This window comes from Microbacterium sp. SZ1 (assembly GCF_002362255.1).
In the GTDB taxonomy this organism is placed as follows: Bacteria; Actinomycetota; Actinomycetes; order Actinomycetales; family Microbacteriaceae; genus Microbacterium.
Map to the genome: position 1 here is coordinate 304894 of NZ_LPVV01000038.1, position 26180 is coordinate 331073.

A 26180-nucleotide genomic window follows, 5' to 3' on the forward strand; every position below is an offset into this window, starting at 1 on the left:
AGAACGGGGCTACCGGGTGGCGAGATGCGTGTGGATGTTCTGGGCCAGCACGGGGCCGATGCCCTGCACCTCTTCGATCTCGCCGGGAGCCGCGGCACGGAGCGCGGTGACCGAGCCGAAATGCTTGAGCAGGAGCTTGATGCGCGAGGATCCGAGCCCCGGCACCTCGGCGAGGACGGTGGTGATGTCGTTCTTGCGGCGCTTGCGCTGATGCGTGATCGCGAAGCGGTGCGCCTCGTCGCGAAGCCGCTGCAGGAGATACAGCGCCTCGCTGGTGCGAGGGAGGATCACCGGGAAGTCGTCGCCCGGCAGCCAGATCTCCTCGAGCCGCTTGGCGATGCCGCACACGGCGATCTCGGTGTGACCCGAATCCCGCAGGGCGCGCGCCGCGGCCTCGACCTGCGGCTGCCCGCCGTCGACGAGCAGGAGCTGCGGTGGGTACGCGAAGCGCGGCCGCCGCTTGACGGTGGCCTCGCCGACGTCCTCCCCCACGATCTCGTCGGTCGTCGGGTCGATGACCTCCGTCTCGTCCGGCTTGTCGAGGTAGGCGAGACGGCGGGTGAGCACCTGGTACATGGAATCGGTGTCGTCGGTCGTCTCTGCGATGTTGAACGAGCGGTACTGGTCTTTACGAGGCAGCCCGTCTTCGAAGACCACCATGGAGGCGACGACGTTGGTGCCACCGAGGTGGGAGATGTCGAAGCACTCGATGCGCAGCGGGGCCTCGGATATGCCGAGCGCCTCCTGCAGATCGGTCAGCGCCTGGGTGCGGGCGACGTAGTCGCTCGTGCGGCGGGTCTTGTGCCTGATGAGAGCCTGCTGCGCGTTGATCGTCGCTGTGCGCATGAGGTCGGCTCGCTGTCCGCGCTGGGCGACGGCGATCTCGACCTTCTTGCCTCGCCGCTCGCGGAGCCATTGCTCGAGTTCGGCCGCGTCGTCGGGCAGTGTCGGCACGAGGATGCGACGCGGCACGTCCTGCGCATCGCCGTAGGCGCGCTGCAGGACCTGGTCGACGAGGTCGGCCGAGGAGATGTCGATCTCCTTCTCGATCGTCAGTGCCCGCACACCGCGCACGCGTCCGCCGCGGATGACGAAGTGCTGGACTGCCGCCGCGAGCTCGTCTTCGGCGATGCCGAAGAGATCGGCGTCCTCGTCGGCGGCGAGCACGAGCGCGCTCTTGCCCAGGACCGCTTCGATGGCCGACAGCTTGTCGCGGAACTTCGCGGCGGCTTCGTAGTCCATCGCGGCCGACGCGGCCAGCATCCGCTTCCGCAGTTCGCGCGTGAATCGCTCGTCGCCGCCGGCCATGAAGGCGACGAAGTCGTCGACCATCGCCCGGTGCTCCTCGATCGTGACGGTCATCGAGCACGGTCCCCCGCACTTGCCGATCTGCCCGGGGAAGCATGGTCGCCCGGTCTGCATGGCCCGCTTGTAGCTCGCGTCGCTGCAGGTGCGGATCGGGAACGCCTTGATCATGAGGTCGATGGTCTCGTGCACCGCCCAGACCTTCGGGTAAGGGCCGAAATACCGAGCGCCGGGGATCTTGCGGTTCCGGGTCACGATCACGCGGGGGGCCTCGTCGCCGAGGGTCACCGCCATGAACGGGTAGGACTTGTCGTCGCGGTAGCGGACGTTGAAGGGCGGATCGAACTCCTTGATCCACATGTACTCGAGCTGGAGCGAGTCGACGTCGGTCGGCACGACCGTCCACTCCACGGAGGCCGCAGTCGTGACCATGCGTCGGGTGCGCTCGTGCAGCGTGCGCAGCGGAGCGAAGTAGTTCGAGAGGCGCTGGCGCAGGTTCTTCGCCTTGCCCACGTAGAGAACGCGCCCATCGGCGTCGCGGAATCGGTACACGCCGGGATCGGTGGGGATCTCACCGGTCCTCGGCTTGTACGGGAGGACATCGGCCATCAGCTGGCCTTCCGCGCAGAGCGCCCCTCATCCAGGATCTCGGCGAGGAACTGCCCGGTGTGGCTCTCTTCGACACGGGCGATCTGCTCGGGGGTGCCCGTCGCGAGAATCTCTCCACCGCCCGACCCGCCCTCCGGTCCGAGGTCGATCACCCAGTCGGCCGACTTGATCACGTCGAGGTTGTGCTCGATCACGATCACGGTGTTGCCCTTGTCGACGAGTCCGTTCAGCACCTCGAGCAGCTTGCGCACGTCTTCGAAGTGCAGACCCGTGGTCGGCTCGTCGAGCACGTAGATGCTGCGTCCGTTGCTGCGGCGCTGGAGCTCGGTGGCGAGCTTCACGCGCTGCGCCTCGCCGCCGGAGAGAGTCGTCGCCGACTGACCGAGCCGGACGTACCCGAGACCGACGTCGACGAGCGTCTTCATGTAGCGGTGGATCGCCTGGATCGGCTCGAAGAACTCGGCCGCCTCCGCGATCGGCATCTCGAGGACCTCGGCGATGTTCTTGCCCTTGTAGTGCACGGCCAGGGTGTCGCGGTTGTACCGCTTGCCGTGGCAGACCTCGCAGTCGACGTACACGTCGGGCAGGAAGTTCATCTCGATCTTGATCGTGCCGTCGCCCGAACATGCCTCGCAGCGACCGCCCTTCACGTTGAAGCTGAAGCGGCCGGGCTGGTATCCCCGCACCTTCGCCTCCGGCGTCTCGCTGAACAGCGAGCGGATCCGGTCGAAGACGCCGGTGTACGTGGCCGGGTTGGACCGCGGCGTGCGGCCGATCGGCGCCTGGTCGACGTGCACGACCTTGTCGAGGTTGTCGAGACCGGAGACGCGCGTGTGCTTGCCCGGAACCGTCCTCGCGCCGTTGAGACGCGACGCGAGCACCTGGTAGAGGATGTCGTTCACGAGGGACGACTTTCCCGAACCGCTCACGCCGGTGACGGCGGTGAGCACTCCGAGCGGGAAGTCCACGCTCACGTTCTTCAGGTTGTTCTCACGCGCCCCGACGACGCTCACCTTGCGCTTCTTGTCGATCTTGCGGCGCTTCGTCGGCGTCGGGATCTCGCGAGCACCCGACAGGTACTCGCCCGTCATCGAGTCCGACTCGTTCAGCAGCGCCGAGTACGGGCCGGAGTGAACGACCTCGCCACCGTTGACGCCGGCACCGGGGCCGATGTCGACGACCCAGTCAGCGGCCTCGATCGTCTCCTCGTCATGCTCGACGACGATGAGGGTGTTCCCGAGGTCGCGGAGCTTGAGGAGTGTGTTGATGAGCCGGCGGTTGTCCCGCTGGTGAAGGCCGATAGACGGCTCGTCGAGCACGTACAGCACACCGGTGAGACCGGAGCCGATCTGCGTGGCGAGGCGGATGCGCTGTGCCTCACCTCCGGAGAGCGACCCGGCCGAGCGGCTGAGGTTCAGGTACGACAGACCCACCTGCAGGAGGAAGTCGAGACGCAAGCGGATCTCGCGAAGCACCTGAGCGGCGATCTTGGCCTCACGGTCGGTGAGCGTGAGGGTCTCCATGAAGGCGCGGGCATCGGCGAGGCTCAGGTGCGAGACCTCGGCGATCGAGTGCCCGTGCACCTGCACCGCGAGCACCTCTGGCTTGAGACGATCACCGTTGCAGACGGGACAAGGGACTTCGCGCAGGTACTCTCCCCAGCGGGCCCGCTGCGTGTCGGACTCCGCCTGAGCGTACTGCCGCTCGATGTAGGGCACGACGCCCTCGAATCCGGAGGCGTATCGCATCTCGCGGCCGTAGCGGTTCTTCCACTTGACCGTCACCTTGTAGTTGTCGCCGCGGAGGATCGCATCCTGCACGTCAACCCTGAGGTCCTGCCACGGGGTGTCGAGCGAGAAGTTGAGGTCGGCGGCGAGCCCCTCGAGCAGGCGCTCGTAGTACTGGAACAGTCCCTTGCCCTGGGTGGTCCAGGGGATGATCGCGCCCTCGCGGATCGAGAGCTCCTCGTCGCCGAGCATGAGGTCGACGTCCACCGACATGCGCGTGCCGAGTCCCGAGCAGGCCGGGCAGGCGCCGAACGGGGCGTTGAACGAGAACGTGCGGGGCTCGATCTCGGTGAGGCTGAGCGGGTGCCCGTTGGGGCACGCCAGCTTCTCGGAGAACGACTGCCATGCGGCGTCGCCCTCCTCGTCGACGTAGTTGACCTGCATGACGCCGCCGGCGAGGCCGAGGGCGGTCTCGACCGAGTCGGTCACGCGCCCCAGGATGTCGTCGGAGGCCACGAGGCGGTCGACCACCACCGCGATGTCGTGCTTGTAGCTCTTCTTCAGCGTCGGCGGCTCCGCGAGCTGGATGAGTTCGCCGTCGACGATCGCTCGCGAGTATCCCTTGGCGCCGAGCTCGCGGAACAGGTCGACGAACTCGCCCTTCTTCTGCGAGACGATCGGCGCGACGATCTGATAGCGCGTGCGCTCGGGAAGCGTCATGAGCTGATCGGCGATCTGCTGCACGGTCTGGCGCTGGATCCGCTCACCGCACTCGGGGCAGTGCGGGACGCCGATGCGCGCCCAGAGCAGTCGCATGTAGTCGTAGATCTCGGTGATCGTGCCGACGGTCGATCGCGGGTTGCGGTTCGTCGACTTCTGGTCGATCGACACCGCGGGGCTGAGACCCTCGATGAAATCGACATCGGGACGGTCGACCTGACCGAGGAACTGGCGCGCGTACGCGCTCAGCGATTCGACGTAGCGCCGCTGCCCTTCGGCGAAGATCGTGTCAAACGCGAGGCTCGACTTTCCCGACCCGGACAGGCCGGTGAATACGACGAGCGAATCACGCGGGATGTCGATGTCGACGTTCTTCAGATTGTGGACGCGGGCACCGCGAACACTGAGTTTTCCTGGGGAGGCGACGGGGACGATTGGCACCGGTCAAGTCTACGAGGGGCCACGGACATTGGCTCCGCCGAGGGGGCCTGCGCGCCTGGGAAGCGGCCGAGACTCCGTATCCGCCCGCCTCAGGCCCGCCGGCGCCACCGCCGAGCCGGCGATGAGCGAGCGGGCCGCTGCCGGTGCGATGCACGCCGGTCGCTTCGATGCGGACGAGGAGCCGAACCGTGGGCGCTCTCCGTCAGGCTTCTACCCGGCGTCCGGCGAACGGCGCGAGGCCGTCGCGCAGATCGGCGATCCCGGCCGCGTCCATCCCGACGGCGTCCATCACCTGACGCGGCACATCGAGCGCCCGCTCGCGGAGCGCCCTCCCCGCATCGGTCAGCGTGATGTCGAGGCGACGTTCGTCTCGCGCACTCCGGAGTCGCGCGATGAGGCCGTCGGCCTCCAGACGCTTGACCAGGGGTGACGCGCTGGCCGGTTCGAGCGCGAGGTCCGACGCGAGGTCGTTCAACGACCGCGGTGCCCTCTCCCACAGCGCCAGCATCACGAGGTACTGCGGATGGGTGAGTCCGAGAGGCTCAAGGATCGGACGGTAGATCGCGACGACGTTGCGCGCCGCGGTGACGAGCGCGAAGCACAGTTGGTTCTCGAGCCGAAGGAGGTCGTCGGGAGTCGCCATGTGGTCACTATACAAGAGCGCTAATAGTTAGTACACTAATCAACATGTCGAACCCCGATCGTGTGCCCCTCCGCGACCGCATTCGCGCCGCCGGCGGTCTCTACTCGTGGGTCAACTCGAACCTGATCCGCCTCGCCGGCCCAGCCTCGGTCGGCCCGTACGAGAAGACTCCGCCGCCCAGCGCGGCCGAGCGCGCCGAGCGCGCCTGCCCGCTGTGCGGTGCCCCGATGAGTACTCATGTCATCGATCGATCGGGGCCGAAGACGCTCGTGCACTGCCCATGAGCTGAGCACGCGCCGCTGAGCCGCCCTCTCGGCATCCAGCGGCCCTGCTGACCCTCACTCCTGTCGGTCGGCATCCTCACGCGCGATGTCGAGCCAGAACACGAGTGCCTCGTCGTCGGCGGTCGCCTCGGGTGCCACGTCGAGCCAGCCAGTCCCCATCGTGCGGGGACCCATCACCGCGGTCGTCACACCGGGTCGCGCGACCAGCGCCGCGCCGGTCTCTTCGTGCACTCGGACCAGAAGCACTCCCGCCGAGCGCGCACCGACGAGGATGTGGCCGTCGACGAGGAAAGCCCGGGTGCCGAACATCCGCTTCTCCTCGACGTCTCCGTCCAGCGTCAGGAGCGCCCGCACCCGGTCCGCGAGCTCTTCTCCGGCAGCATCCATCGTCAGACGCCTTCCGCTCAGGCGTGCCCGGCACGCTCCATGGCCCGCAGTTCCTTCTTCAGGTCCTGCACCTCGTCGCGCAGACGACCCGCGAGCTCGAACTTGAGCTCGGCGGCCGCGGCAAGCATCTGGTTCGACAGATCCTCGATCGTCGCCTCGAGCTGCTGAGCGCCCTCTGCCGCGATACCGGTGCGACGCAGATTCGGCGTCGGAGACTTGCCCTTGCCCGACGCCTTGCCGCGACCGGCCAGCATGTCGGCGGTGTCGGCGCCTTCTCGGGCGAGGACCTCGGTGATGTCTGCGATGCGCTTGCGCAGGGGCTGCGGATCGATGCCGTGCTCCTTGTTGTAGGCGATCTGCTTGTCCCGGCGCCGATCGGTCTCCTCGATCGCCTTGGCCATCGAGTCCGTCATGTTGTCGGCGTACATATGCACTTCGCCGGACACGTTTCGCGCGGCACGACCGATGGTCTGGATGAGCGACGTGCCGGAACGCAGGAACCCCTCCTTGTCGGCGTCGAGAATCGCCACCAGAGAGACCTCGGGCAGGTCGAGTCCCTCGCGGAGGAGGTTGATGCCGACGAGTACGTCGTAGACGCCGGAGCGCAGCTCGCTCAGGAGTTCGACCCGGCGCAGGGTGTCGACGTCGGAGTGCAGATATCGCACCCGCACGCCGTGCTCGCCGAGGAAGTCGGTGAGCTCCTCCGCCATCTTCTTCGTCAGGGTCGTGACGAGGACTCGCTCGTCACGCTCGACACGGACTCGGATCTCTTCGAGCAGGTCGTCGATCTGGCCCTTCGACGGCTTGACGACGATGTGCGGGTCGACGAGGCCGGTCGGGCGGATGATCTGCTCCACCACTCCGTCGGCGATGCCCATCTCGTACTTGCCCGGCGTGGCCGACAGATACACGGTCTGCCCCACGCGGTTCTTGAACTCGTCCCACCGCAGAGGTCGGTTGTCCATGGCGCTCGGCAGCCGGAACCCGTGGTCGACGAGTGTGCGCTTGCGGGACGCGTCGCCCTCGTACATCGCGCCGATCTGTGGAACGGTCACGTGCGACTCGTCGATCACGAGCAGGAAGTCGTCGGGGAAGAAGTCGAGCAGCGTGTGCGGGGGCTCGCCCGGCATCCGTCCGTCCATGTGGCGCGAGTAGTTCTCGATGCCCGAGCAGAACCCGAGCTGCTGCAGCATCTCGAGGTCGAACGTGGTGCGCATGCGGAGACGCTGCGCTTCGAGCAGTTTTCCCTGGCGCTCGAACTCCGCCAGACGCTCTTCGAGCTCGTGCTCGATCGTGCCGATGGAGCGCTGGATGACGTCGGTGCCCGCGACGTAGTGCGACGCAGGGAAGATGGGAACGGAGTCCAGCTTCTCGATCACCTCGCCGGTCAGCGGGTGGAGCGAGTACAGCGCCTCGATCTCATCGCCGAAGAGCTCGATGCGGATCGCGTGCTCCTCGTACACCGGGATGATCTCGATGGTGTCGCCGCGCACGCGGAAATTGCCGCGCGAGAAGTCCACGTCGTTGCGGTTGTACTGCATCGCGATGAACTGTCGGATGAGGGCGTCGCGGTCGTACCGCTCCCCCACCTGCAACGCGACCATGGCGCGCAGGTACTCCTCCGGCGCACCGAGTCCGTAGATGCACGACACGGTCGACACCACGACGACGTCTCGTCTGCTCAGCAGAGAGTTGGTCGTCGAGTGGCGGAGACGCTCGACCTCGGCGTTGATCGACGAGTCCTTCTCGATGAAGGTGTCGGTCTGGGGGACGTACGCCTCCGGTTGGTAGTAGTCGTAGTACGAGACGAAGTACTCGACCGCGTTGTTCGGCATGAGCTCGCGGAACTCGTTCGCCAGCTGTGCGGCGAGGGTCTTGTTGTGGGCGAGGACGAGCGTCGGACGCTGCACCTGCTCGACGAGCCAAGCCGTCGTCGCCGACTTGCCGGTACCGGTGGCGCCCAGCAGCACGATGTCGGTCTCGCCGGCGTTGATGCGCGAGGCGAGCTCCGCGATCGCCTGGGGCTGGTCGCCGGCCGGGGCGTACTCGCTGATGACCTCGAACGGTCGGACGCTGCGGGTGGTCTGCATACATCAAGCGTAGGCCGGGCCACCGACATCGGGGTCGCGGCGGGCATGCCGCCCCTCCGGTCAGGCGGCGTCGGCGAAGGGCCGTGCTCCCGGCGTCCCCCGCAGTGCCACGGACGCGAGTCCGGCGGCGACCGCGCAGAGGGCGACCACGGCGATGACGAACCACGTCCAGTCGGCCGAGCCGAAGACGATGCCGAGCGCCCAACCGAACAGACTCGACCCCGCGTAGTAGCCGAAGTAGTACAGCGAGGAGGCCTGCGCGCGAGTCGCGGGCCCGGCGGCGACAGGAGCCCAGCCCGACGCGACGGCATGCGCGGCGAAGAAGCCGGCGGTGAACAGCAGGAGCCCGATCAGGACGACCCACGCGACCCCCGCCAGCATCGCCAGAGAGCCGACCGCCATCAGCGCCGTCGCGCAGAGCAGCACCGGATACCGCCCGATCCGCGAGGCGAGCGTGCCTGCCCACGGCGACGAGACGGTCCCGGCCAGGTAGGCGAGGAACAGCAGCGTCACGAGCCACGCCGGCAGCGCGAACGGCGGAGCAGCCAGATGGAAGCCGAGGTAGTTGTATACCGCCACGAAGGCGCCCATGAGCAGGAAGCCCTGGGCGTTGAGCGCGAGCTGGGCCCCTGATCGCAGCGGCGTCACCAGCCGAGCCAGGACTCCGGTGACGTCCCCTCCCGCCCGGAGCCGACCGGGCACGAACCCCTGCGCCCTCGGCGTGAGCCAGAGGAACAGGACGGCGGCTCCGACGCACACGGCGGCCACGGTCCACATGCCCGCTCGCCATCCCGCCGGCTCGGCCACGATCCCCGACAGCACTCGGCCGAGCAGTCCTCCCACCGTCGTGCCCGCGATGTAGCTGCCGGCGGCGGCCGCCGCACTGCGCGCCGCCACCTCCTCGCTCAGGAACGCCAGGGCGACCGCGGGAACGGCCCCCAACGCGATTCCTTCGAGCAGCCGCAGCAGGAGGAGCATCTCGAGAGCGGAGCTCAGCGGGGCGAGCAGACCGAACACCGTCGCGGCGATCACACCGATGGCCATGGCCTGCACCCGGCCGATGCGGTCGGCGACGAGCGACCAGGGGATCACCGCCGCGGCGAGTCCCAGCGTCGCCGCCGACACCGTGAGCGCCGCGGTCGCCGGCGACACCTCGAGATCCGCCGCGAGCTGCGGCAGCACGGCCTGCGGCGAGTAGAGCTGGGCGAAGGTGGCGATGCCCGCGAAGAACAGCCCGACGATCAACCGGCGGTACGAGGACGACCCCGGCGCGTGGCCGGTGAAGATCACCGGGCGCGGATCCGTTGCCAGAGGGCGTCGGTCTGCGCGATGGTCTGCTCCAGCGTCCCCGAGGTGTCGATCACCTCGTCGGCGATCGCCAGCCGTCGCTCATCGGACACCTGGGCGTCGATGCGATCCTGCGCTGCTCCGCGCTCCATTCCGCGAAGTTCGACGAGTCGTTCCAGGCGGACGTCCGCGGGGGCGTGCGCCACCACGATCAGGTCCCAGGGATCGTCCACCCTGGCTTCGACGAGGAGCGGCACGTCGTAGACGACGATCCCGTCGGGGTCTCGAGCGGATGCCGCGTCGAAGCGCCGCTGGGACTCGGCGCGCACCGCGGGGTGCACGATGGCGTTGAGCCGCGCGAGCAGGTCGGCATCCGCGAAGACCCGGGCACCGAGAGCCGCTCGGTCGAGTGACCCGTCGGGGGCGATCACCTCATCGCCGAAGACCTCCACGATCTCTCGCAGCACCGGGCTGTCCGGTGCCTGCACGTCGCGGACGATCTGGTCGGCGTCGACGACGGTCGCGCCGTGCTCCGCGAGCCTGCGGGCGATGGTCGACTTGCCCGAGGCGATGCCGCCGGTCAGCGCGATGAGAGGCATGCCGCCAGTCTAGGCTTCGCGCGTCGACGCTCAGCGCGCCAGCAGCTGGCGACGCGAGCTGATCACTCCGGTGTCGAAGCCGGCGAGGTGCAGCCCGCCGTGGAACCGCGCGTGCTCGATCTTGACGCAGCGGTCCATCACGACGGAGAGACCTGCGCTCTGAGCCAGCTCCGCGGCATCCTCGTTCCAGGATCCGAGCTGCAGCCACAGCGCCTTCGCGCCGACGTCGATCGCCTCCTGGGCGACCCCGGGAAGGTCTTCGTGGCGGCGGAACACGTCGACGAGGTCGGGCGCGACGGGCAGGTCGGCGAGCGATGCGTACACCGGCTGACCGAGGATCTCCTTCTCCCTCGGATTCACCAGATAGACGTCGTACGGCGTGCTCGAGAGGAGGTACGTGGCGACGAAGTACGAGGCGCGGGCCGGGTTGTTCGACGCGCCGACGATCGCGATGGACTTCGTGCGGCGGAGGATGGCGAACCGCTCCTGCTGCCCGGGGCCGACCCAGGTGCGTCCGGTGGGCTCCGGCGCGGTGCCTGGCAGCGCGCAGGCCGCGGCATCCTGCGGGGTGGGAACGGCGCAGCTGTCGCCCGCCACAGTCGTGTCGCTCATCGGTTCTCCCCCGTCGCGATCGTGAGGGCCTGGTCCAGGTCCCAGATGATGTCCTCGGCGTCTTCGAGGCCGACTGAGATGCGGATGAGGTCCGAGCGCACGCCCGCCCCGATGAGCTGCTCGTCCGTGAGCTGTCGGTGGGTCGTCGATGCGGGATGGATCACGAGGGTCCTCGCATCGCCGATGTTCGCGAGGTGCGAGGCGAGCTGCAGGTTCTCGATGAGCTTCTCCCCCGCTACGCGGCCGTCGTCGGCCTTGACGCCGAAGGCGAAGACCGACCCGGGGCCCAGCGGCAGGTACTTCGCGGCCCGCTCGTGATGCGGATGCTCCTCGAGCCCCGCCCAGGTCACGTAGGCGACCCGAGGATCGGCGGCGAGCCATCCCGCGACGACCCTCGCGTTCGCGAGGTGGGCGTCGATCCGCTGCGGAAGCGTCTCGATGCCCTGCAGCAGGTTGAACGCGGCCTGCGGGCTCAGGGCCGGGCCGATGTCGCGCAGCTGCTCGGTGCGGAGCTTGGTGAGGAACCCGTACTCCCCGAAATTGTCCCACCACTTGATGCCGCCGTAGGAGGCGACCGGCTCGGTCATCTGCGGGAAGCGGCCGTTGCCCCAGTCGAACGTGCCCTTCTCGATCACTATCCCGCCGAGGGTCGTGCCGTGCCCGCCCAGGAACTTCGTGACCGAGTGGATGACGATGTCGGCACCGTGCTCGAGCGGGCGCGCGAGGTAGGGCGTCGCCAGGGTCGCATCGACGACGAGCGGGACGCCGGCCGCGTGAGCGACCTCGGCGAGACCTTCGATGTCGGCGATCTCACCGGAGGGGTTGCCGATCATCTCGACGTACACGACCTTGGTCTCCGGGCGGATGGCGTCCGCGAAATCCGCCGGATCCGTCGAGGCGACGAACGTCGTGTCGACGCCGAAGCGCCGCAGGGTCACGTCGAGCTGCGTCACCGTGCCGCCGTACAGCTGGGCTGCCGCGACGACGTGATCGCCCGCGCCGACGAGCGCGGCGAATGTGATGAACTCGGCACTCATGCCGGATGCCGTCGCGACGGCGCCGATCCCGCCCTCGAGCGAGGCGAGGCGCTCCTCCAGCGCGGCGACAGTGGGGTTGCCGATGCGCGAGTAGATGTTGCCGTACTTCTGCAGAGCGAAGAGGTTGCCGGCGTCGGCGGCGTCGTCGAAGACGAACGACGTGGTCTGGTAGATCGGCACGGCGCGCGCGCCGGTCGACGCATCCGGCGTGCCTCCGGCGTGGAGCGCTCTGGTGCGGAATCCGAAGCGGTGTTCTTCCGTCATGATGTCCTCAGTTCGGCGTTCGCGAGCACGGCGGCGATGTCGTCGACGGCCCAGGGGTTCTGCAGAGAAGTCGTGTCGCCGAGCGGCGGCGCCTCGCGGCCGGCGCGCCGGTCCTGCTCGGCCTCCCACAGCTGTGCGAGCAGGCGGCGCATGATCTTGCCGGAGCGGGTCTTGGGCAGATCGGGCACGACGACGACGTGCTTGGGTTTGGCGACCGGCCCGATGGCGCGCGCCACCTCGCCGCGGAGCTCGACCGACGAGACCTCGGACCGGCCGGACGGCGTCACGAAGGCGACCACGGCCTGTCCGGTCACGGGGTCGGAGACGCCGGCGGTGCCCGCCTCCCCCACGGTGTCGTGGGCGACGAGGGCCGACTCGATCTCGATCGTGGAGAGGCGGTGCCCCGAGACGTTCACGACGTCGTCGAGGCGTCCGAGGATCCAGATGTAGCCGTCGACATCGCGCGTGGCTCCGTCTCCCGCGACGTAGTAGCCACCCCAGTCGCCGTGCCCGGCGTACGCCGCCCAGTAGGCGGACCGGTAGCGCGCGGGGTCGCCCCACACGGTCCTCGCCATTCCCGGCCAGGGCCGGCGGACCACCAGGGTGCCGGAGCGACCGGGTGCGACCTCGACGCCGTGCTCGTCGACGACGGTCGCGTCGATGCCGGGAAGCGGGACGGACGCGGAGCCCGGCTTGAGTGCGGTCACGCCGGGTAGCGGAGCGATCATCGCCGCGCCGGTCTCCGACTGCCACCAGGTGTCGACCACCGGAAGCTCATCGCGTCCGAAGTTGCGACGGAACCACACCCACGCCTCCGGGTTGATCGCCTCGCCGACCGTGCCGAGAAGGCGCAGGCTCGAGAGATCGTGCCCCGCCGGGAGGTCGGCTCCGAACCAGGTCATGAAGGTCCGGATGAGCGTGGGGGCCGTGTAGTAGACGGTGACGCCGTAGCGCTCGATGATCTCGAGGTGGCGCTCACGATCCGGGGTGTCCGGAGTGCCCTCGTAGATGACCTGGGTGAGCCCGTTGGACAGCGGTCCATAGATCTCGTACGTGTGTGCCGTGACCCAGGCGAGGTCGGCCGTGCACCAGTGCACGTCGTCCGGCTTCGCGTCGAAGTGCGCCCAGTGCGCCCAGTTCGCATGCGTCAGGTAGCCGCCCGATGTGTGCACGAGGCCCTTCGGCTTCCCCGTCGTCCCCGAGGTGTAGATGATGAAGAGGGGATGCTCCGAGTCGAATGCGTCCGCCACATGGTCGCTCGACGCGGTGTCGACGACCTCGTGCCACCACACGTCGCGTCCGTCGGTCCAGGGCACGTCCTGACCGGTGCGCCGCAGGACGAGGACGTGCTCGAGGTCTGGGAGGTCGGCGGCCGCGACGTCCGCCGTGGACTTGACCTCCGTCGCCGTGCCCCGACGGAACTGGCCGTCGCTCGTGACGAGGAGTTTGGCTCCCGTGTCGGCGAGGCGGAACCGCACGGCCTCGGCGGAGAACCCACCGAAGACCAGGGAGTGCGCGGCGCCGACGCGCGCGCACGCCAGCGTGATGACGACGGTCTCCACGAGCACCGGCAGGTAGATGACCACGCGGTCACCCGCCCGGATGCCGAGCGCGATGAGCGCGTTCGCGGCCTGCGCCACGCGGCGCTGCAGGTCGGTGTAGGTCACCGTGGTGCGGTCGCCGGGCTCTCCCTCGAAGTGCAGCGCGACCTTGTCACCCCGTCCGGCCTCCACGTGCCGGTCGACGCAGTTGTACGCCACGTTCAGCCGACCGCCCGTGAACCATCGTGCCGATGGCCCGGCCTCAGCCGTCGGCGGCTGCCAGTGGAGCGCCGTCTCCCAGGGCGTCGCCCAGTTCAGCCGCCGCGCAGCCTGCTCCCAGAACGCGATCGGATCGCTCTCCGCCTCCCCGTAGGCCTCGGCCGTCACGTTCGCGTCGGCGGCGAGCCCGGCCGGCGCCGGGTAGGTCCGCTGCTCGACCAGTCGCGCCTCGTCCATCGTCACGCCCACCGCCGCAGCAGGTACTTCTCGACGAGCGCGAGCACGCCGTTCGTGATCGTGCCGAGGAGCGCGAGCAGGATGATCGAGAGGATGATGCGATCGACACGCCCGTTGCTCTGCGAGTCCGTGAGGAGGAATCCGAGACCCATCGACGAGGCGATGAGTTCGGCAGCGACGAGGAAGAGCCAGGCCTGCGCGAGCGCGAGGCGAAGACCCGCGACGACGGACGGCACGACGGCGGGGAGCTGCACGGTACGGAACAGCGACCACCCTCGGAGGCTGAAGGACCGCCCCGCCTCCACGAGCTGCGGGTCAACGTGCCGGAGCGCGGAGGCGACGGTCGTGTAGACGGGGAAGAACGCGCCGATCGCGATCAGAGTCACCTTCGATGACTCGCCGATCTGCATCCACAGGATCAGCAGCGGCACCCAGGCGAGCGAAGGCACCGCACGGATGGCGGCGAGCGTAGGGCTGAGCAGGATGTCGCCCAGTCGGGACAGGCCGACGATGCCCGCGGCAGCAAGACCGATGACCGAGCCGATCGCGAATCCCAGCAGCACCCGCTGCACCGAGATCGCGATGTGCGTGTACAGCGCGCCTCCCTCGGCGAGCTCCGCACCCGCGGCGAAGACGGATGCCGGCGTGGGCAGCCGATAGGACTCGACCATCCCGCTGGTCGTCGAGATCTGCCACGCCGCGATGATCAGGATCGGCAGCAACAGACCTCCCGCGATGCGAATCCCTGGGCGGTCCCATCCGCGGCGGGCTCGTCGGTCGGAGGGGCGATACTGCCCCTTCGCGGCGTCGAGCGCGTCGCGTGCGTCTGCGGGCACGACCACGTGCTGGTCGAGATCGGTCACTCTCCGCCGACCGCCTTCTTGGCGAACGAGTCGTTGACGATGGTGTCCAGCGCCTTGTCGACGGACTCCTTGCCGCCCTGCACGTCGCCCGAGTCCACGAGCACCGGTGCGATCTTCTCGAGGACCGCGATCTGGTCGTCGCCGGGGACGCCGCTCACGTCGAGGTTGGAACGCTCCTCGATCACGGTCGTCGCGACGGCAGGGTCGATGCCGGCGACGTCGGCGAGCAGAGCGGCGGTCTCCTCGGGGTTCTCCAGCGCCCACTCGCGGGCCTGCTCGTACGCGTCGACGACGGCCTGGGCAAGGTCGGCGTGCTTCTCGATGAAGTCCTCGGTGGCGTTCAGGAAGCCGTAGGAGTTGAAGTCGACGTTGCGGTAGATCAGCTTGTCACCAGACTCGACCTCCGCGGCGGCCATGATGGGGTCGAGCCCCGACCAGGCGGCCACGGATCCGCCATCGAGGGCTGCGCGTCCGTCAGCGTGCTGCAGATTCTGCACCTCGACGTCGTCGATCGACAGCCCTGCCTCCTCGAGCGCCTGAAGCAGGAAGAAGTAGGGGTCGGTGCCCTTGGTCGCCGCGACGGACTTGCCAGCGAGGTCCTCGACCGAGGTGATGTCGCTGTCGGGACCGACGACGATCGCCGCCCACTCCGGCTGCGAGTAGATGTCGATGACCTGGATCGGAGAGCCGTTGGCGCGCGCGAGCAGGGCTGCCGAACCCGCCGTCGAGCCGACGTCGATCGATCCCGAGCGCAGCAGCTCGTTCGCCTTGTTCGAGCCGGCGGACTGCACCCATTCCACGGTGACGTCGTCGCCGAGCATCTCTTCCAGCAGCCCCTGGTCCTTCACGACGAGGCTGAGCGGGTTGTAGGTCGCGAAGTCGAGCGAGATCGTGTCGGACGACCATTCGCCGGACGCCGCAGTATCGGCCTCAGCGGTGTCGACGGGGGCGTCCTCGCCTGCCACGCAGCCGGTGGCGACGAGCATCATGGTCCCGGCGATCGCGATCGCGGGGATGATTCGGCGGGTGATGGTGCTCATCGGGTCTCCTCGGGTGACGTGCGGTGGTGGGTGTCGACGCCGAGTCCCTCGAGGAGCTCGGCGCGGAGGTCTGCGAGTCCGCGGTCGGCGCGGTCCCGGGGCCGTGCGCCCGGAACGGTGACCGTACGCGCGATCGATGGAGCCGCGGGATCCGTGTCGCTCGTGAGGGTGCGCAGCAGGAGCACGCGATCAGCGAGGTAGAGCGCCTCCTCGACGTCGTGCGTCACGAGGAGGACGGTGGTCGGCTCGGCCGCGTGGATCTTCAGGAGCAGGTCGTGCATGCGCAGCCTGGTCAGGGCGTCGAGGGCACCGAACGGCTCGTCGAGCAGGAGCACGCCGGGGTTCCTCGCGAGAGCACGGGCGAGAGATGCGCGCTGCGCCATTCCGCCTGACACCTCGCGCGGTCGTTGCCCTGCCGCATGCTCGAGGCCGACGAGGTGGAGCAGTTCGTCGACGCGCTCCCGGCCCTCGCGGCGGGGCGTGCGCCGAGGGAGTCCGAGCTCGACGTTCTGGGCGAGGGTCCGCCAGGGCAGCAGGCGCGGCTCCTGGAAGGCGACGGCGGTGCGCTCATCGGCATACGCGACGGCCTCGCCGCCGAGTTCGATCAGACCGCGGCTCGGGGTATCGAGTCCGCCGATCAGCCGGAGGAGCGTGGACTTGCCGCACCCGGAGGGGCCGACGACGGCGACGATCTCACCGGCCGTGACGTCGAGGTCGACGCCGCGCAGGACCTCCCGCGTGCCCTGCCCGAGCGGGAACGCGCGTTCGACGGCGTCCAGTCGCACGTTCGCCGCAGCACCGGGCGATCCCGGAGCGCGCGTCGATGCGCGCGCGTTCAGCAGGGAGGTCATTCCCTCATGCTGTCCGAGGACACCCCTTTGTTACGAACCGCTCCGTAATGTTCGGTCATGCAGGCGGCAGACCGACTCCGACGGCCCGCGCCGGATACGCGGAACGGGCCGCCACTCCGAAGAGTGACGGCCCGTTCCGATGAGAGCTGATGCTCAGGAGTTGCCGCCCGAGAGCTTCTCACGCAGAGCCGCGAGAGCCTCGTCATCCGCGAGCGTGCCCGCACCGGCGGCCTCGCTCGAGAAGGACTGACCGCCGAAGTCGTCGCCAGCCGCAGCCTCGGCCTCGGCCGCCTTCGCGACCTGAGCCTTGTGTGCCTCCCAGCGAGCCTGGGCCGCAGCGTACTCCTGCTCCCATGCCTCGCGCTGGGCGTCGAAGCCTTCCTTCCAGGCACCCGTCTCGGCGTCGAAGCCCTCCGGGTACTTGTACTCGCCGTTCTCGTCGTATTCCGCGACCATGCCGTACAGGGCCGGGTCGAACTCGGTGCCGTTGGGGTCGACCGACTCGTTGGCCTGCTTCAGCGACAGCGAGATGCGACGACGCTCGAGGTCGATGTCGATGACCTTGACGAAGACCTCTTCGCCGACCGACACGACCTGCTCGGCGAGCTCGACGTGCTTGCTCGAGAGCTCCGAGATGTGCACGAGGCCCTCGATGCCGTCTGCAACGCGCACGAAGGCGCCGAACGGAACGAGCTTGGTGACCTTACCCGGCGTGACCTGTCCGATCGCGTGGGTGCGGGCGAAGACCTGCCACGGGTCCTCCTGCGTCGCCTTCAGCGACAGCGAGACGCGCTCGCGGTCGAGGTCGACCTCGAGGATCTCGACGGTGACCTCCTGGCCCACCTCGACGACCTCGGAGGCGTGCTCGATGTGCTTCCAGGACAGCTCGGAGACGTGCACGAGACCGTCGACGCCGCCGAGGTCGACGAACGCACCGAAGTTGACGATCGACGAGACGACACCCTTGCGGACCTGGCCCTTGTGCAGGTTGTTGAGGAACGTGGTGCGCGACTCGGACTGCGTCTGCTCGAGCAGGGCGCGACGCGAGAGCACCACGTTGTTGCGGTTCTTGTCGAGCTCGAGGATCTTGGCCTCGATCTCCTGGCCGAGGTACGGCGTGAGGTCGCGGACGCGGCGCAGCTCGATGAGCGAGGCAGGCAGGAAGCCGCGGAGGCCGATGTCGACGATGAGTCCACCCTTGACGACCTCGATGACCGTACCGGTGACGACGCCGTCGTTCTCCTTGATCTTCTCGACGTCTCCCCAGGCGCGCTCGTACTGCGCACGCTTCTTGGAGAGGATCAGGCGACCTTCCTTGTCCTCCTTCTGGAGAACGAGGGCCTCGACCTCGTCGCCGACCTTGACGACCTCGTTGGGGTCGACGTCGTGCTTGATGGAGAGCTCGCGCGAGGGGATGACACCCTCGGTCTTGTAGCCGACGTCGAGCAGAACCTCATCGCGGTCGATCTTGACGATCGTGCCCTCGATGATGTCGCCGTCGTTGAAGAACTTCAGGGTCTTCTCGACCGCGGCCAGGAAGTCCTCAGCAGATCCGATGTCGTTGATGGCGACCTGCTTGGTGGCCGGGGCGGTCGTTGCGGTAGTCATGTAGTGGGTTGTCCTTGTTGAATGGGAACTCGGGCCGGAAGCTGCGACCGCGCACGGTCATGCTGCATGCTTCACAGCGGTTGGATTGTGATTTCTGTCACGAGGGCATGCGAGACACGCCACGAGTGACAGTTCAGACTATCAGACCGGCAGCCCGACCGCTCCCTCCGGATATCGACCGGCGAGCGACTCTCCCTGTCAGACTGTCGGCATGCCAGATCGCGCCGACAAGCTGCTCCTGCTCGACACCGCCAGCCTCTACTTCCGCGCCTTCTACGGCGTACCGGACAAGGTGACCGCCCCCGATGGCTCCCCCATCAACGCCGCTCGCGGTCTGCTCGACATCATCGCCAAGCTCGTCACCCTGTACGAGCCCACGCACGTGGTCGCGTGCTGGGATGACGACTGGCGCCCGCAGTGGCGTGTCGACCTGATCCCGAGCTACAAGGCGCACCGCGTGGTCGAGGTCGTTCCGGCGGGGCCGGACGTCGAGGAGGTGCCCGATCCGCTCGAAGCGCAGATCCCCCTGATCCGCCAGACCCTGACCGCCCTGCGCATCCCGATCATCGGCGTCGCCGAGCACGAGGCGGACGACGTCATCGGCACCCTGGCCACCCACGCGACGATGCCGGTCGACATCGTGACCGGGGATCGCGATCTCTTCCAGCTCGTCGACGACGAGCGCGATGTGCGCGTCGTGTACACCGCGAAGGGCATGAGCAATCTCGAGATCGTGACGGATGCCGTCGTCGTCGCCAAGTACGGAGTGCTGCCCACGCAGTACGCGGATTTCGCCACGATGCGCGGCGACGCCTCCGACGGACTGCCCGGCGTCGCCGGGGTCGGCGAGAAGACCGCGGCGACGCTGCTCAAGGAGCACGGTGACCTCGCCGGCATCCGGGCGGCCGCCGAGGCCGGCGAGGGCATGAGCGCCGGGGTGCGGGCGAAGGTGCTCGCGGCATCCGCGTACCTCGACGTCGCGCCGACCGTCGTCGAGGTGGCCAAGGATCTCGACATCACAGCGCCCGTCGAACCGCTCCTCCCCCTTCTGCCAGACGAGGTCGACGCCGCCCTGGCGTTGGCCGAGACCTGGAACCTCGGCGGCTCGATGACGCGAGCCATCGCCGCCGTCGGCACGGCCGACTGAGCGTCAGCGCGTCCAGGCGAGGAGACGCTCGAGTCCCCAGGTCGTGATGATCCGGGATGCAGGCACTCCCGCACGCTCCGCGCGCTGCGCCCCGTGGTCGAGCAGCGAGAGCTGTCCCGGGGCGTGCGCATCGGAGTCGATCGAGAACAGGCAGCCCGCCTCCAGCGCGATCGCGATGAGATCGTCCGGCGGGTCCTGCCGCTCGGGACGGGAGTTGATCTCGACCGCGACACCGTTCTCGGCGCACGCCGCGAACACGGCCTGGGCGTCGAACTGCGATTGCGGACGCGTCCCTCGGTCCCCCTGCACGAGACGCCCGGTGCAGTGTCCGAGCACGTTCACCCGGGGGTGCGCGACCGCCGCGAGCATGCGCGCGGTCATGGGTCGCTGGTCCATCCGCAGCTTCGAGTGCACCGACGCGACGACGATGTCGAGTTCCGCGAGGAGGTCGTCCTCCTGGTCGAGTGCGCCGTCCTCCAGGATGTCGACCTCGATCCCCGCGAGGAGCGTGAAGCCGTCGCCGGACTCTGCGCGCACCTGCGGGATCTGCTCCCGCAGCCGCTCCGCGGACAGGCCTCGGGCGACCCGCAGGCGTGGCGAGTGGTCGGTGATCGCCTGATACTCGTGTCCGAGAGCGCGCGCGGCAGCCGCCATGACCCCGATCGGCGTCGTCCCGTCCGACCACTCCGTGTGGGCGTGCAGGTCGCCTCGCAGCTTGGAGCGGAGCTCCGACACGATCTCCGGCTCGACCTCCCCGCGCAGTTCGACGAGGTAGTCGGGCACCTCACCCGCCTGCGCCTGACGGATCACGGAGAACGTCGACTCGCCGATCCCCTTCGCCGCACGGAGTCGCGTGGGATCAGAGCGCACGTCCTCCGGGAGCTGCTGGAGCGTGGCGGCCGCCTGTCGGAAGGCCTTCGCCCGATATCGCGACGCCCGTTCGCGCTCGAGCAGCGAGGCGATCTCGAGAAGTGCGGCGATCGGATCCATGGCTCCCCCTAGGCGGCGGCCAGCTCCCGGCTGACGCCGATCCACTGGTCGAGCTTGGCGGCGGCTCGGCCGTCGTCGACTGCGGCAGCGGCCTTCTCGTAGCCCGTCCTGAGACGTTCGACGATCGGGAGCGTTGCCTGCGTCGGGTCCTGCGAGAGCTCGAAGGCGACGATGCCGGCCGCCGCGTTGAGCAGCACGATGTCGCGGACGGGTCCCTGCTCCCCCGCGAGGGTGCGCCGCAGTACCTCGGCGTTGTGCTCGGGGGTCCCGCCGATGAGGTCGGAGAGATCGGCCAGCGGGATGCCGAGATCCCGCGGATCCAGATCGTGCTCGTGGATGTCGCCGCGCGTGACCTCCCAGATGCGGCTGTGGCCGGTCGTCGTCAGCTCGTCGAGGCCGTCGTCACCCCGGAACACGAGCGCTGTCGCGCCGCGAGTGCGGAAGACGCCCGTGATGAGAGGGACGCGCTCCATCTGGGCGACTCCGACGGCGTTCGCTTCTGCGCGGGCGGGGTTGCAGAGCGGGCCGAGCATGTTGAAGACCGTCGGCACGCCGAGCTCCGCACGCACGCCGCCCGCGTGCTTGAATCCCGGGTGGAAGGCACCGGCCCACGCGAAAGTGATGCCCGTGCGGTCGAGGATCGACGACACGGCCGCCGGGTCGAGTGTCAGCTCGAGGCCCAGCGCGCTCAGCACGTCGGATGATCCGGATGCCGAGCTCGCCGCGCGGTTCCCGTGCTTCACGACGGGGATCCCGGCCGAGCCGATGATGATGGCGGCTGTCGTGGACACGTTGACGGTGCCCACCCGATCCCCGCCGGTGCCGACGATGTCGAGCACGTCGGGAGACACCGGCAGAGGAACCGCCGCCTCGAGGATCGCGTCGCGGAAGCCGACGATCTCGTCGATGGTCTCGCCCTTCGCACGCAGCGCGACGAGGAAGCCCGCCAGCTGCGCCTCCGTCACATCGCCGCGCATGATCTGACGCATGGCCCAGGTGGACTCCCAGACACTGAGGTCACGGCGCTCCAGAAGAGTGGTGAGCACGTCGGACCAGGTCAGCGTTTCAGGCATGTGAGCGATCCTATCGGCGCGGACGAACGGCTCGGATGGTTATCGAAGCGAGGTGGCGCCCGCGGCATCCGCAGTTTCCCGGGGATTCACCGTGGATTCGCAGTGTTTTCTTAGGGTCCCCTAAGTCGCCGGACGGGTATTCGAACCCCCGTGGTGCGAGAATCATGCCCGCGGATCGGCCATAATGGAAGGGTGACGACCTCAGCGACGTATGCCCCGGCGGCGAGAACGATCAAGCGGCCCAACCCGGTAGCTGTCGGCACCATTGTGTGGCTCGGCAGCGAGGTGATGTTCTTCGCGGGACTCTTCGCGATCTACTTCACCCTCCGCAGCACCTCACCCGAGCTGTGGGCCGACCGCACCGAGCTCCTGAACGTGCCGTTCGCCTTCGTGAACACGGCCATCCTGGTGCTCTCGTCGTTCACCTGCCAGATGGGCGTGTTCGCCGCTGAGGATCTGCAGCCGTACCGCCTGCCCAAGGGTCAGAAGAACGGCGCCGGTCGTCGCCGCCTGTTCGGCTGGGGCATGGTCGAGTGGTTCTTCCTCACCTTCGCGCTCGGCGCGATCTTCGTGTCCGGCCAGGTCTGGGAGTACGCCCAGCTGGTCGCCGAGGGCATGCCCATCAGCGCCGACTCCTACGCATCGGCGTTCTACATCACCACCGGCTTCCACGCCCTGCACGTCACCGGCGGACTCATCGCGTTCCTGCTCGTCATCGGGCGCGCCTACGCGGTCAAGAATTTCCGGCACAAGGAGGCGACCTCCTCGATCGTGGTGTCCTACTACTGGCACTTCGTCGACGTCGTCTGGATCGTGCTGTTCGTCGTTATCTACTTCCTGAAATAAGAGCGGAGCTGATCCCCGAGATGGCACGAGAGAAGAAGCGCCGTTCTAACGGCCGCCGCAGCCCCCTGGCAGCAGCGGCCCTCATCGGAGCAGGCCTCATGATCACCGGCGCCGTGTACGCCGGAGCATCCGCGGCCTTCGCCGCGACCGACACCCAGACCGCCGCGTCGAGCACGCTGACGGTCGAGGACGGCGAGAAGCTGTTCCAGGCGAACTGCGCCACCTGTCACGGACTCGACCTGCAGGGAACCCCCAACGGCCCGAGCCTCTACGGCGTCGGCGAGCTGGCCGTGGAGTTCCAGGTCTCCACCGGACGCATGCCGCTGCAGATGCAGGGACCGCAGGCTCCGCAGAAGGAGCCGCAGTTCACCGAGGAGCAGATCCTCGCCATGGCCTCGTACGTGCAGGAGACGGCCCCGGGCCCGACCTTCCCGAACGACGAGATCCTCGACGGCGAGGGTGACGTCTCGCACGGCGCCGAGCTCTTCCGCGTCAACTGCGCCATGTGCCACAACGTGGCCGCGGCGGGTGGAGCGCTCACCGAGGGCAAGTACGCCCCCGCCCTCACCGAGACCAGCGCGCTGCACATCTACGCCGCCATGGTCACCGGCCCCCAGAACATGCCCGTCTTCGGTGACATGAACCTGTCCGACGAGGACAAGCGCGACATCATCTCGGCTCTGCTGTTCCAGCAGCAGTCGGTGCAGGTCGGCGGCTTCTCGCTGGGCTCGCTCGGTCCTGTGTCCGAGGGCCTGTTCGCCTGGATCTTCGGGATCGGCGCGCTCGTCGCCATCACCGTGTGGATCACGGCGAAGTCCAACTGACGCTTATTCATCGAAGAGGAACGTACGAGGAGCACCATGGCACACGACGACGACTCGCAGGCTCTTGACAGGGCCTACCAGCCCTCTCCGGGGCTGGGCGTCGCAGTCAGCGACCCTGTGCAGAACCCGGGGCTGCCGCCGCACCGCGAGCGGATGACCGACAAGGACCCGCGCGTCGAGAAGACCGCCGAGCGGACCGTCTACACCCTGTTCTACCTGTCGCTCGCCGGAAGCATCTGGGCGGTCGCCGCCTACATGCTCTTCCCCATCGAGAGCGGCGCTCTCATCGACATCCGTCAGAACAACCTCTTCATCGGTCTCGGCATCGCTCTCGCGCTCCTCGCCCTCGGCGTCGGCGCGATCCACTGGTCCAAGGCGCTGATGAGCGACAAGGAGCACATCGAGCACCGCCACCCCACCCGGGGCAAGGACTCGACTCGCGAGGCGACCATCCAGGCGTTCGCTGCAGCGAACGAGGAGTCGGGCTTCGGACGCCGCACGATGATCCGCAACTCGCTGTTCGCGGCGATCGTCGCATCGATCATCCCCGGCGTGACGCTCTTCCGCGGGCTGGCCCCGCACAGCACCCCCGACGACCCCACCGCGGGCGACCCCGTCGCGCTGCTCAAGCACACGATGTGGGAGAAGGGCGCGCGCCTCGTCCGAGACCCCGACGGCACGCCGATCCGCGCAGCGGACGTCACGCTCGGCTCCGCCTTCCATGTCATCCCGGAGGAGCTCGCGACGCTGAGCCACCACGACGGGTACCTCGAGGAGAAGGCCAAGGCCATCGTCCTCATGATGCGTCTCCGTCCGGAGCAGCTCATCGAGGCCGAGGACCGCAAGGACTGGTCGTACGACGGCATCGTCGCGTACTCGAAAGTCTGCACGCACGTCGGGTGCCCCGTCGCGCTGTACGAGCAGCAGACGCACCACCTCCTCTGCCCCTGCCACCAGTCGCAGTTCGACGTCACGGACCATGCCAAGGTCATCTTCGGCCCGGCAGCACGTCCGCTGCCGCAGCTGCCCATCACCGTCGACGACGAGGGTTACCTCGTCGCACGCAGTGACTTCACCGAGCCCGTCGGCCCGAGCTTCTGGGAGCGCCATTGAGCACCGCAACGCTGTCCAAAGAGGACAAGGACACCAAGGCGCCTCTCGGCGGCCGCTTCGTCGGCGCCGCGTCGAACTACCTCGACGAGCGCACCAGCCTCTCCGGCATGGTCAAGGAGCTCGGTCGCAAGATCTTCCCCGACCACTGGTCGTTCATGCTCGGCGAGATCGCGCTGTGGAGCTTCGTCGTCGTGTTCCTCTCCGGAACCTTCCTGACGTTCTTCTTCGAGGCGTCGATGGTCGAGACGCACTACACGGGCGCCTACGCCCCGATGCGCGGCATCGAGATGTCCGCAGCGCTCGAATCGTCACTGAACATCTCGTTCGACATCCGCGGCGGACTCCTGGTGCGCCAGATCCATCACTGGGCTGCACTGGTGTTCATCGCCGGCATCGGCGTGCACATGCTGCGCGTGTACTTCACGGGTGCTTTCCGCAAGCCCCGCGAGCTCAACTGGGTCATCGGCTTCGTCCTCTTCATCCTCGCGATGGCCGAGGGCTTCACGGGCTACTCGCTGCCCGACGACCTGCTGTCCGGTAACGGACTCCGCATCATCGACGGCATGATCAAGGGCCTCCCCCTCATCGGCACCTGGACCTCGTTCATGCTCTTCGGCGGCGAGTTCCCGGGTACTGCGATCGTCGGGCGCCTGTACACGCTGCACATCCTGCTCCTGCCGCTGATCATCATCGCCCTCATCGGTCTGCACCTGATGCTCATGATCATCAACAAGCACACGCAGTTCGCCGGCCCCGGCCGCACCAACGACAACGTCGTGGGCTACCCGATGATGCCGGTCTACATGTCGAAGATGGGCGGCTTCCTGTTCATCGTCTTCGGCGCCATCGTGCTGATCGCGACGTTCTTCCAGATCAACCCGATCTGGAACTACGGCCCGTACGACCCGTCCCCCGTGTCGGCGGGTACGCAGCCTGACTGGTACATCGGATTCGCCGACGGCGCTCTGCGTCTTGCTCCGTCGAACTGGGACATCGTGTTCCTCGACCACACCTGGTCGTTCGGCATCCTCGCGCCGGTGGCCGTCCTCGGTCTGTTCATCGTCGTCGTCGCGATCTACCCCTTCATCGAGGCGTGGATCACCGGCGACAAGCGCGAGCACCACATCGCCCAGCGTCCGCGCAACGCCGCCACCCGCACCGCCATCGGCGTCGCCGGTGTCGTGTTCTACGCGGTCCTGTGGGCTGCGGCATCCTCCGACCTCATCGCGACGCACTTCATGCTGACGATGGAGGGCGTGATCCACACCCTGCAGGCCATGCTGTTCGTCGGCCCTGTCCTCGCCTACTTCGTCACCAAGCGCATCGCACTCGCGCTGCAGAAGAAGGACCGCGAGATCGTCCTCCACGGATTCGAGTCGGGGCGCATCGTGCGCCTCCCCGGCGGCGAGTTCATCGAGGTGCACGAACCCGTCGACAAGTACGACCGCTGGAAGCTCATCGACGTCGACGGCTACGAGCCGCTCGTCGTCCGCCCCAACGAGAAGGGCCGCATCCCGTGGAGCGAGAACCTGCGCTCCTCGATCTCGCGCTGGTTCTTCGAAGACCGCCTTGCTCCGCTCACGCAGGCCGAGGTCGACGAGGCGGATGCGCACCAGCACCACGTCATCGCTCAGAACGAGGAGACGGAACTGGCGGAGATCCAGGGCGCTCACGAGCGCGCAGGGTTCCCCGACGCCCCTCTCACGGCCGAGGAGAACCACGTCGACGAGACGGCGAACACTCCGAGCACCGTCATCGCGACGGACCCTCCCAAGCACCCTCGTGACAAGAAGTCGGAGGAGGACGCGGAGTAGTCGCGCCGC

At 68.2% G+C, this 26180-nt stretch carries 22 protein-coding genes; 6 read left to right on the forward strand and 16 right to left on the reverse strand.

Annotated elements, in window-relative coordinates:
* Positions 1-9 precede the first annotated feature (9 nt).
* The 3 genes from uvrC to AUC47_RS13245 form a co-directional block, all read right to left on the reverse strand.
* Positions 10-1914 (reverse strand): excinuclease ABC subunit UvrC, encoded by a 1905-nt coding sequence (gene uvrC, locus AUC47_RS13235; protein WP_096715626.1) that lies wholly within the window; start codon positions 1912-1914, stop codon positions 10-12.
* Complete coding sequence (uvrA, locus tag AUC47_RS13240; RefSeq protein ID WP_096715627.1) at positions 1914-4802, reverse strand: excinuclease ABC subunit UvrA; 2889 nt, start codon at positions 4800-4802, stop codon at positions 1914-1916. The genes uvrC and uvrA overlap by 1 nt, the downstream gene beginning before the upstream one ends.
* A 202-nt stretch (positions 4803-5004) precedes the next feature.
* Complete coding sequence (locus AUC47_RS13245) at positions 5005-5445, reverse strand: MarR family winged helix-turn-helix transcriptional regulator (RefSeq protein ID WP_096715628.1); 441 nt, start codon at positions 5443-5445, stop codon at positions 5005-5007.
* A 44-nt stretch (positions 5446-5489) separates the two neighbouring features.
* On the opposite strand from AUC47_RS13245, the gene AUC47_RS13250 reads away from it, so the two are divergent.
* Complete coding sequence (locus AUC47_RS13250; RefSeq protein WP_096715629.1) at positions 5490-5729, forward strand: hypothetical protein; 240 nt, start codon at positions 5490-5492, stop codon at positions 5727-5729.
* 54 nt (positions 5730-5783) lie between these two features.
* Here AUC47_RS13250 and AUC47_RS13255 read toward each other — a convergent pair whose 3' ends face one another.
* From AUC47_RS13255 to rpsA, 11 genes are all read right to left on the reverse strand, one after another.
* Complete coding sequence (locus AUC47_RS13255; protein WP_096715630.1) at positions 5784-6116, reverse strand: TfoX/Sxy family protein; 333 nt, start codon at positions 6114-6116, stop codon at positions 5784-5786.
* Positions 6117-6133: 17 nt separating this feature from the next.
* The gene (uvrB, locus tag AUC47_RS13260) at positions 6134-8206 is read right to left on the reverse strand and encodes an excinuclease ABC subunit UvrB (protein WP_096715631.1); all 2073 of its coding nucleotides are present in this window, start codon (positions 8204-8206) and stop codon (positions 6134-6136) included.
* A gap of 60 nt (positions 8207-8266) precedes the next feature.
* Complete coding sequence (locus AUC47_RS13265) at positions 8267-9496, reverse strand: MFS transporter (protein ID WP_096715632.1); 1230 nt, start codon at positions 9494-9496, stop codon at positions 8267-8269.
* On the reverse strand, positions 9493-10092 hold the full coding sequence (gene coaE / locus AUC47_RS13270; RefSeq protein WP_096715633.1) for a dephospho-CoA kinase: 600 nt from the start codon (positions 10090-10092) through the stop codon (positions 9493-9495). The genes AUC47_RS13265 and coaE overlap by 4 nt, the downstream gene beginning before the upstream one ends.
* Before the next feature lie 30 nt (positions 10093-10122).
* Positions 10123-10704, reverse strand: coding sequence for a CoA-binding protein (locus AUC47_RS13275; protein ID WP_096715634.1), 582 nt, complete (start codon positions 10702-10704; stop codon positions 10123-10125).
* On the reverse strand, positions 10701-12005 hold the full coding sequence (locus AUC47_RS13280; RefSeq protein ID WP_096715635.1) for an O-acetylhomoserine aminocarboxypropyltransferase/cysteine synthase family protein: 1305 nt from the start codon (positions 12003-12005) through the stop codon (positions 10701-10703). The genes AUC47_RS13275 and AUC47_RS13280 overlap by 4 nt, the downstream gene beginning before the upstream one ends.
* Positions 12002-14002: an acetate--CoA ligase gene (acs, locus tag AUC47_RS13285; RefSeq protein ID WP_096715636.1), complete on the reverse strand. Its 2001-nt coding sequence runs from the start codon at positions 14000-14002 to the stop codon at positions 12002-12004. The genes AUC47_RS13280 and acs overlap by 4 nt, the downstream gene beginning before the upstream one ends.
* 2 nt (positions 14003-14004) lie before the next feature.
* The gene (locus AUC47_RS13290) at positions 14005-14865 is read right to left on the reverse strand and encodes an ABC transporter permease (protein ID WP_096715637.1); all 861 of its coding nucleotides are present in this window, start codon (positions 14863-14865) and stop codon (positions 14005-14007) included.
* On the reverse strand, positions 14862-15905 hold the full coding sequence (locus AUC47_RS13295; RefSeq protein ID WP_096715638.1) for an aliphatic sulfonate ABC transporter substrate-binding protein: 1044 nt from the start codon (positions 15903-15905) through the stop codon (positions 14862-14864). Before AUC47_RS13295 ends, AUC47_RS13290 begins: the two co-directional genes overlap by 4 nt.
* Positions 15902-16756, reverse strand: coding sequence for an ABC transporter ATP-binding protein (locus AUC47_RS13300; protein ID WP_096715639.1), 855 nt, complete (start codon positions 16754-16756; stop codon positions 15902-15904). Before AUC47_RS13300 ends, AUC47_RS13295 begins: the two co-directional genes overlap by 4 nt.
* Before the next feature lie 153 nt (positions 16757-16909).
* Positions 16910-18364: a 30S ribosomal protein S1 gene (rpsA, locus tag AUC47_RS13305; RefSeq protein WP_096715640.1), complete on the reverse strand. Its 1455-nt coding sequence runs from the start codon at positions 18362-18364 to the stop codon at positions 16910-16912.
* 211 nt (positions 18365-18575) lie between these two features.
* On the opposite strand from rpsA, the gene AUC47_RS13310 reads away from it, so the two are divergent.
* On the forward strand, positions 18576-19511 hold the full coding sequence (locus AUC47_RS13310; RefSeq protein ID WP_096715641.1) for a 5'-3' exonuclease: 936 nt from the start codon (positions 18576-18578) through the stop codon (positions 19509-19511).
* 3 nt (positions 19512-19514) lie between these two features.
* Here the strand turns inward: AUC47_RS13310 and AUC47_RS13315 are convergent, their stop codons facing one another.
* Together AUC47_RS13315 and trpD are read right to left on the reverse strand one after the other, a co-directional pair.
* Positions 19515-20501 (reverse strand): PHP domain-containing protein, encoded by a 987-nt coding sequence (locus tag AUC47_RS13315; protein WP_096715642.1) that lies wholly within the window; start codon positions 20499-20501, stop codon positions 19515-19517.
* Positions 20502-20509: 8 nt separating this feature from the next.
* Positions 20510-21574 carry an anthranilate phosphoribosyltransferase gene (trpD, locus tag AUC47_RS13320; protein WP_096715643.1) on the reverse strand — a complete coding sequence of 355 codons (1065 nt, stop codon included), beginning with the start codon at positions 21572-21574 and terminating at the stop codon, positions 20510-20512.
* Positions 21575-21766: 192 nt separating this feature from the next.
* On the opposite strand from trpD, the gene ctaE reads away from it, so the two are divergent.
* The 4 genes from ctaE to qcrB are packed head-to-tail and all read left to right on the forward strand — an operon-like array spanning position 21767 to position 26171.
* Positions 21767-22420: an aa3-type cytochrome oxidase subunit III gene (gene ctaE / locus AUC47_RS13325; RefSeq protein WP_096715644.1), complete on the forward strand. Its 654-nt coding sequence runs from the start codon at positions 21767-21769 to the stop codon at positions 22418-22420.
* 20 nt (positions 22421-22440) lie between these two features.
* Positions 22441-23244: a cytochrome bc1 complex diheme cytochrome c subunit gene (qcrC, locus tag AUC47_RS13330; protein ID WP_096715645.1), complete on the forward strand. Its 804-nt coding sequence runs from the start codon at positions 22441-22443 to the stop codon at positions 23242-23244.
* 36 nt (positions 23245-23280) lie between these two features.
* Complete coding sequence (qcrA, locus tag AUC47_RS13335; protein ID WP_096715646.1) at positions 23281-24357, forward strand: cytochrome bc1 complex Rieske iron-sulfur subunit; 1077 nt, start codon at positions 23281-23283, stop codon at positions 24355-24357.
* Positions 24354-26171: a cytochrome bc1 complex cytochrome b subunit gene (qcrB, locus tag AUC47_RS13340; protein ID WP_096715647.1), complete on the forward strand. Its 1818-nt coding sequence runs from the start codon at positions 24354-24356 to the stop codon at positions 26169-26171. The genes qcrA and qcrB overlap by 4 nt, the downstream gene beginning before the upstream one ends.
* Positions 26172-26180: the final 9 nt, after the last annotated feature.

Bases quoted from the DNA above. Each gene is read 5' to 3' on its own strand.
- AUC47_RS13315 (WP_096715642.1), bottom strand. From the start codon at position 20,501: ATGGATCCGATCGCCGCACTTCTCGAGATCGCCTCGCTGCTCGAGCGC.
- AUC47_RS13275 (WP_096715634.1), bottom strand. From the start codon at position 10,704: ATGAGCGACACGACTGTGGCGGGCGACAGCTGCGCCGTTCCCACCCCG.
- AUC47_RS13245 (WP_096715628.1), bottom strand. From the start codon at position 5,445: ATGGCGACTCCCGACGACCTCCTTCGGCTCGAGAACCAACTGTGCTTC.
- qcrC (WP_096715645.1), top strand. From the start codon at position 22,441: ATGGCACGAGAGAAGAAGCGCCGTTCTAACGGCCGCCGCAGCCCCCTG.
- AUC47_RS13295 (WP_096715638.1), bottom strand. From the start codon at position 15,905: ATGAGCACCATCACCCGCCGAATCATCCCCGCGATCGCGATCGCCGGG.
- acs (WP_096715636.1), bottom strand. From the start codon at position 14,002: ATGGACGAGGCGCGACTGGTCGAGCAGCGGACCTACCCGGCGCCGGCC.
- AUC47_RS13250 (WP_096715629.1), top strand. From the start codon at position 5,490: ATGTCGAACCCCGATCGTGTGCCCCTCCGCGACCGCATTCGCGCCGCC.
- AUC47_RS13255 (WP_096715630.1), bottom strand. From the start codon at position 6,116: ATGGATGCTGCCGGAGAAGAGCTCGCGGACCGGGTGCGGGCGCTCCTG.
- AUC47_RS13300 (WP_096715639.1), bottom strand. From the start codon at position 16,756: ATGACCTCCCTGCTGAACGCGCGCGCATCGACGCGCGCTCCGGGATCG.
- uvrC (WP_096715626.1), bottom strand. From the start codon at position 1,914: ATGGCCGATGTCCTCCCGTACAAGCCGAGGACCGGTGAGATCCCCACC.
- qcrA (WP_096715646.1), top strand. From the start codon at position 23,281: ATGGCACACGACGACGACTCGCAGGCTCTTGACAGGGCCTACCAGCCC.
- rpsA (WP_096715640.1), bottom strand. From the start codon at position 18,364: ATGACTACCGCAACGACCGCCCCGGCCACCAAGCAGGTCGCCATCAAC.
- uvrB (WP_096715631.1), bottom strand. From the start codon at position 8,206: ATGCAGACCACCCGCAGCGTCCGACCGTTCGAGGTCATCAGCGAGTAC.
- coaE (WP_096715633.1), bottom strand. From the start codon at position 10,092: ATGCCTCTCATCGCGCTGACCGGCGGCATCGCCTCGGGCAAGTCGACC.
- AUC47_RS13310 (WP_096715641.1), top strand. From the start codon at position 18,576: ATGCCAGATCGCGCCGACAAGCTGCTCCTGCTCGACACCGCCAGCCTC.
- trpD (WP_096715643.1), bottom strand. From the start codon at position 21,574: ATGCCTGAAACGCTGACCTGGTCCGACGTGCTCACCACTCTTCTGGAG.
- AUC47_RS13280 (WP_096715635.1), bottom strand. From the start codon at position 12,005: ATGACGGAAGAACACCGCTTCGGATTCCGCACCAGAGCGCTCCACGCC.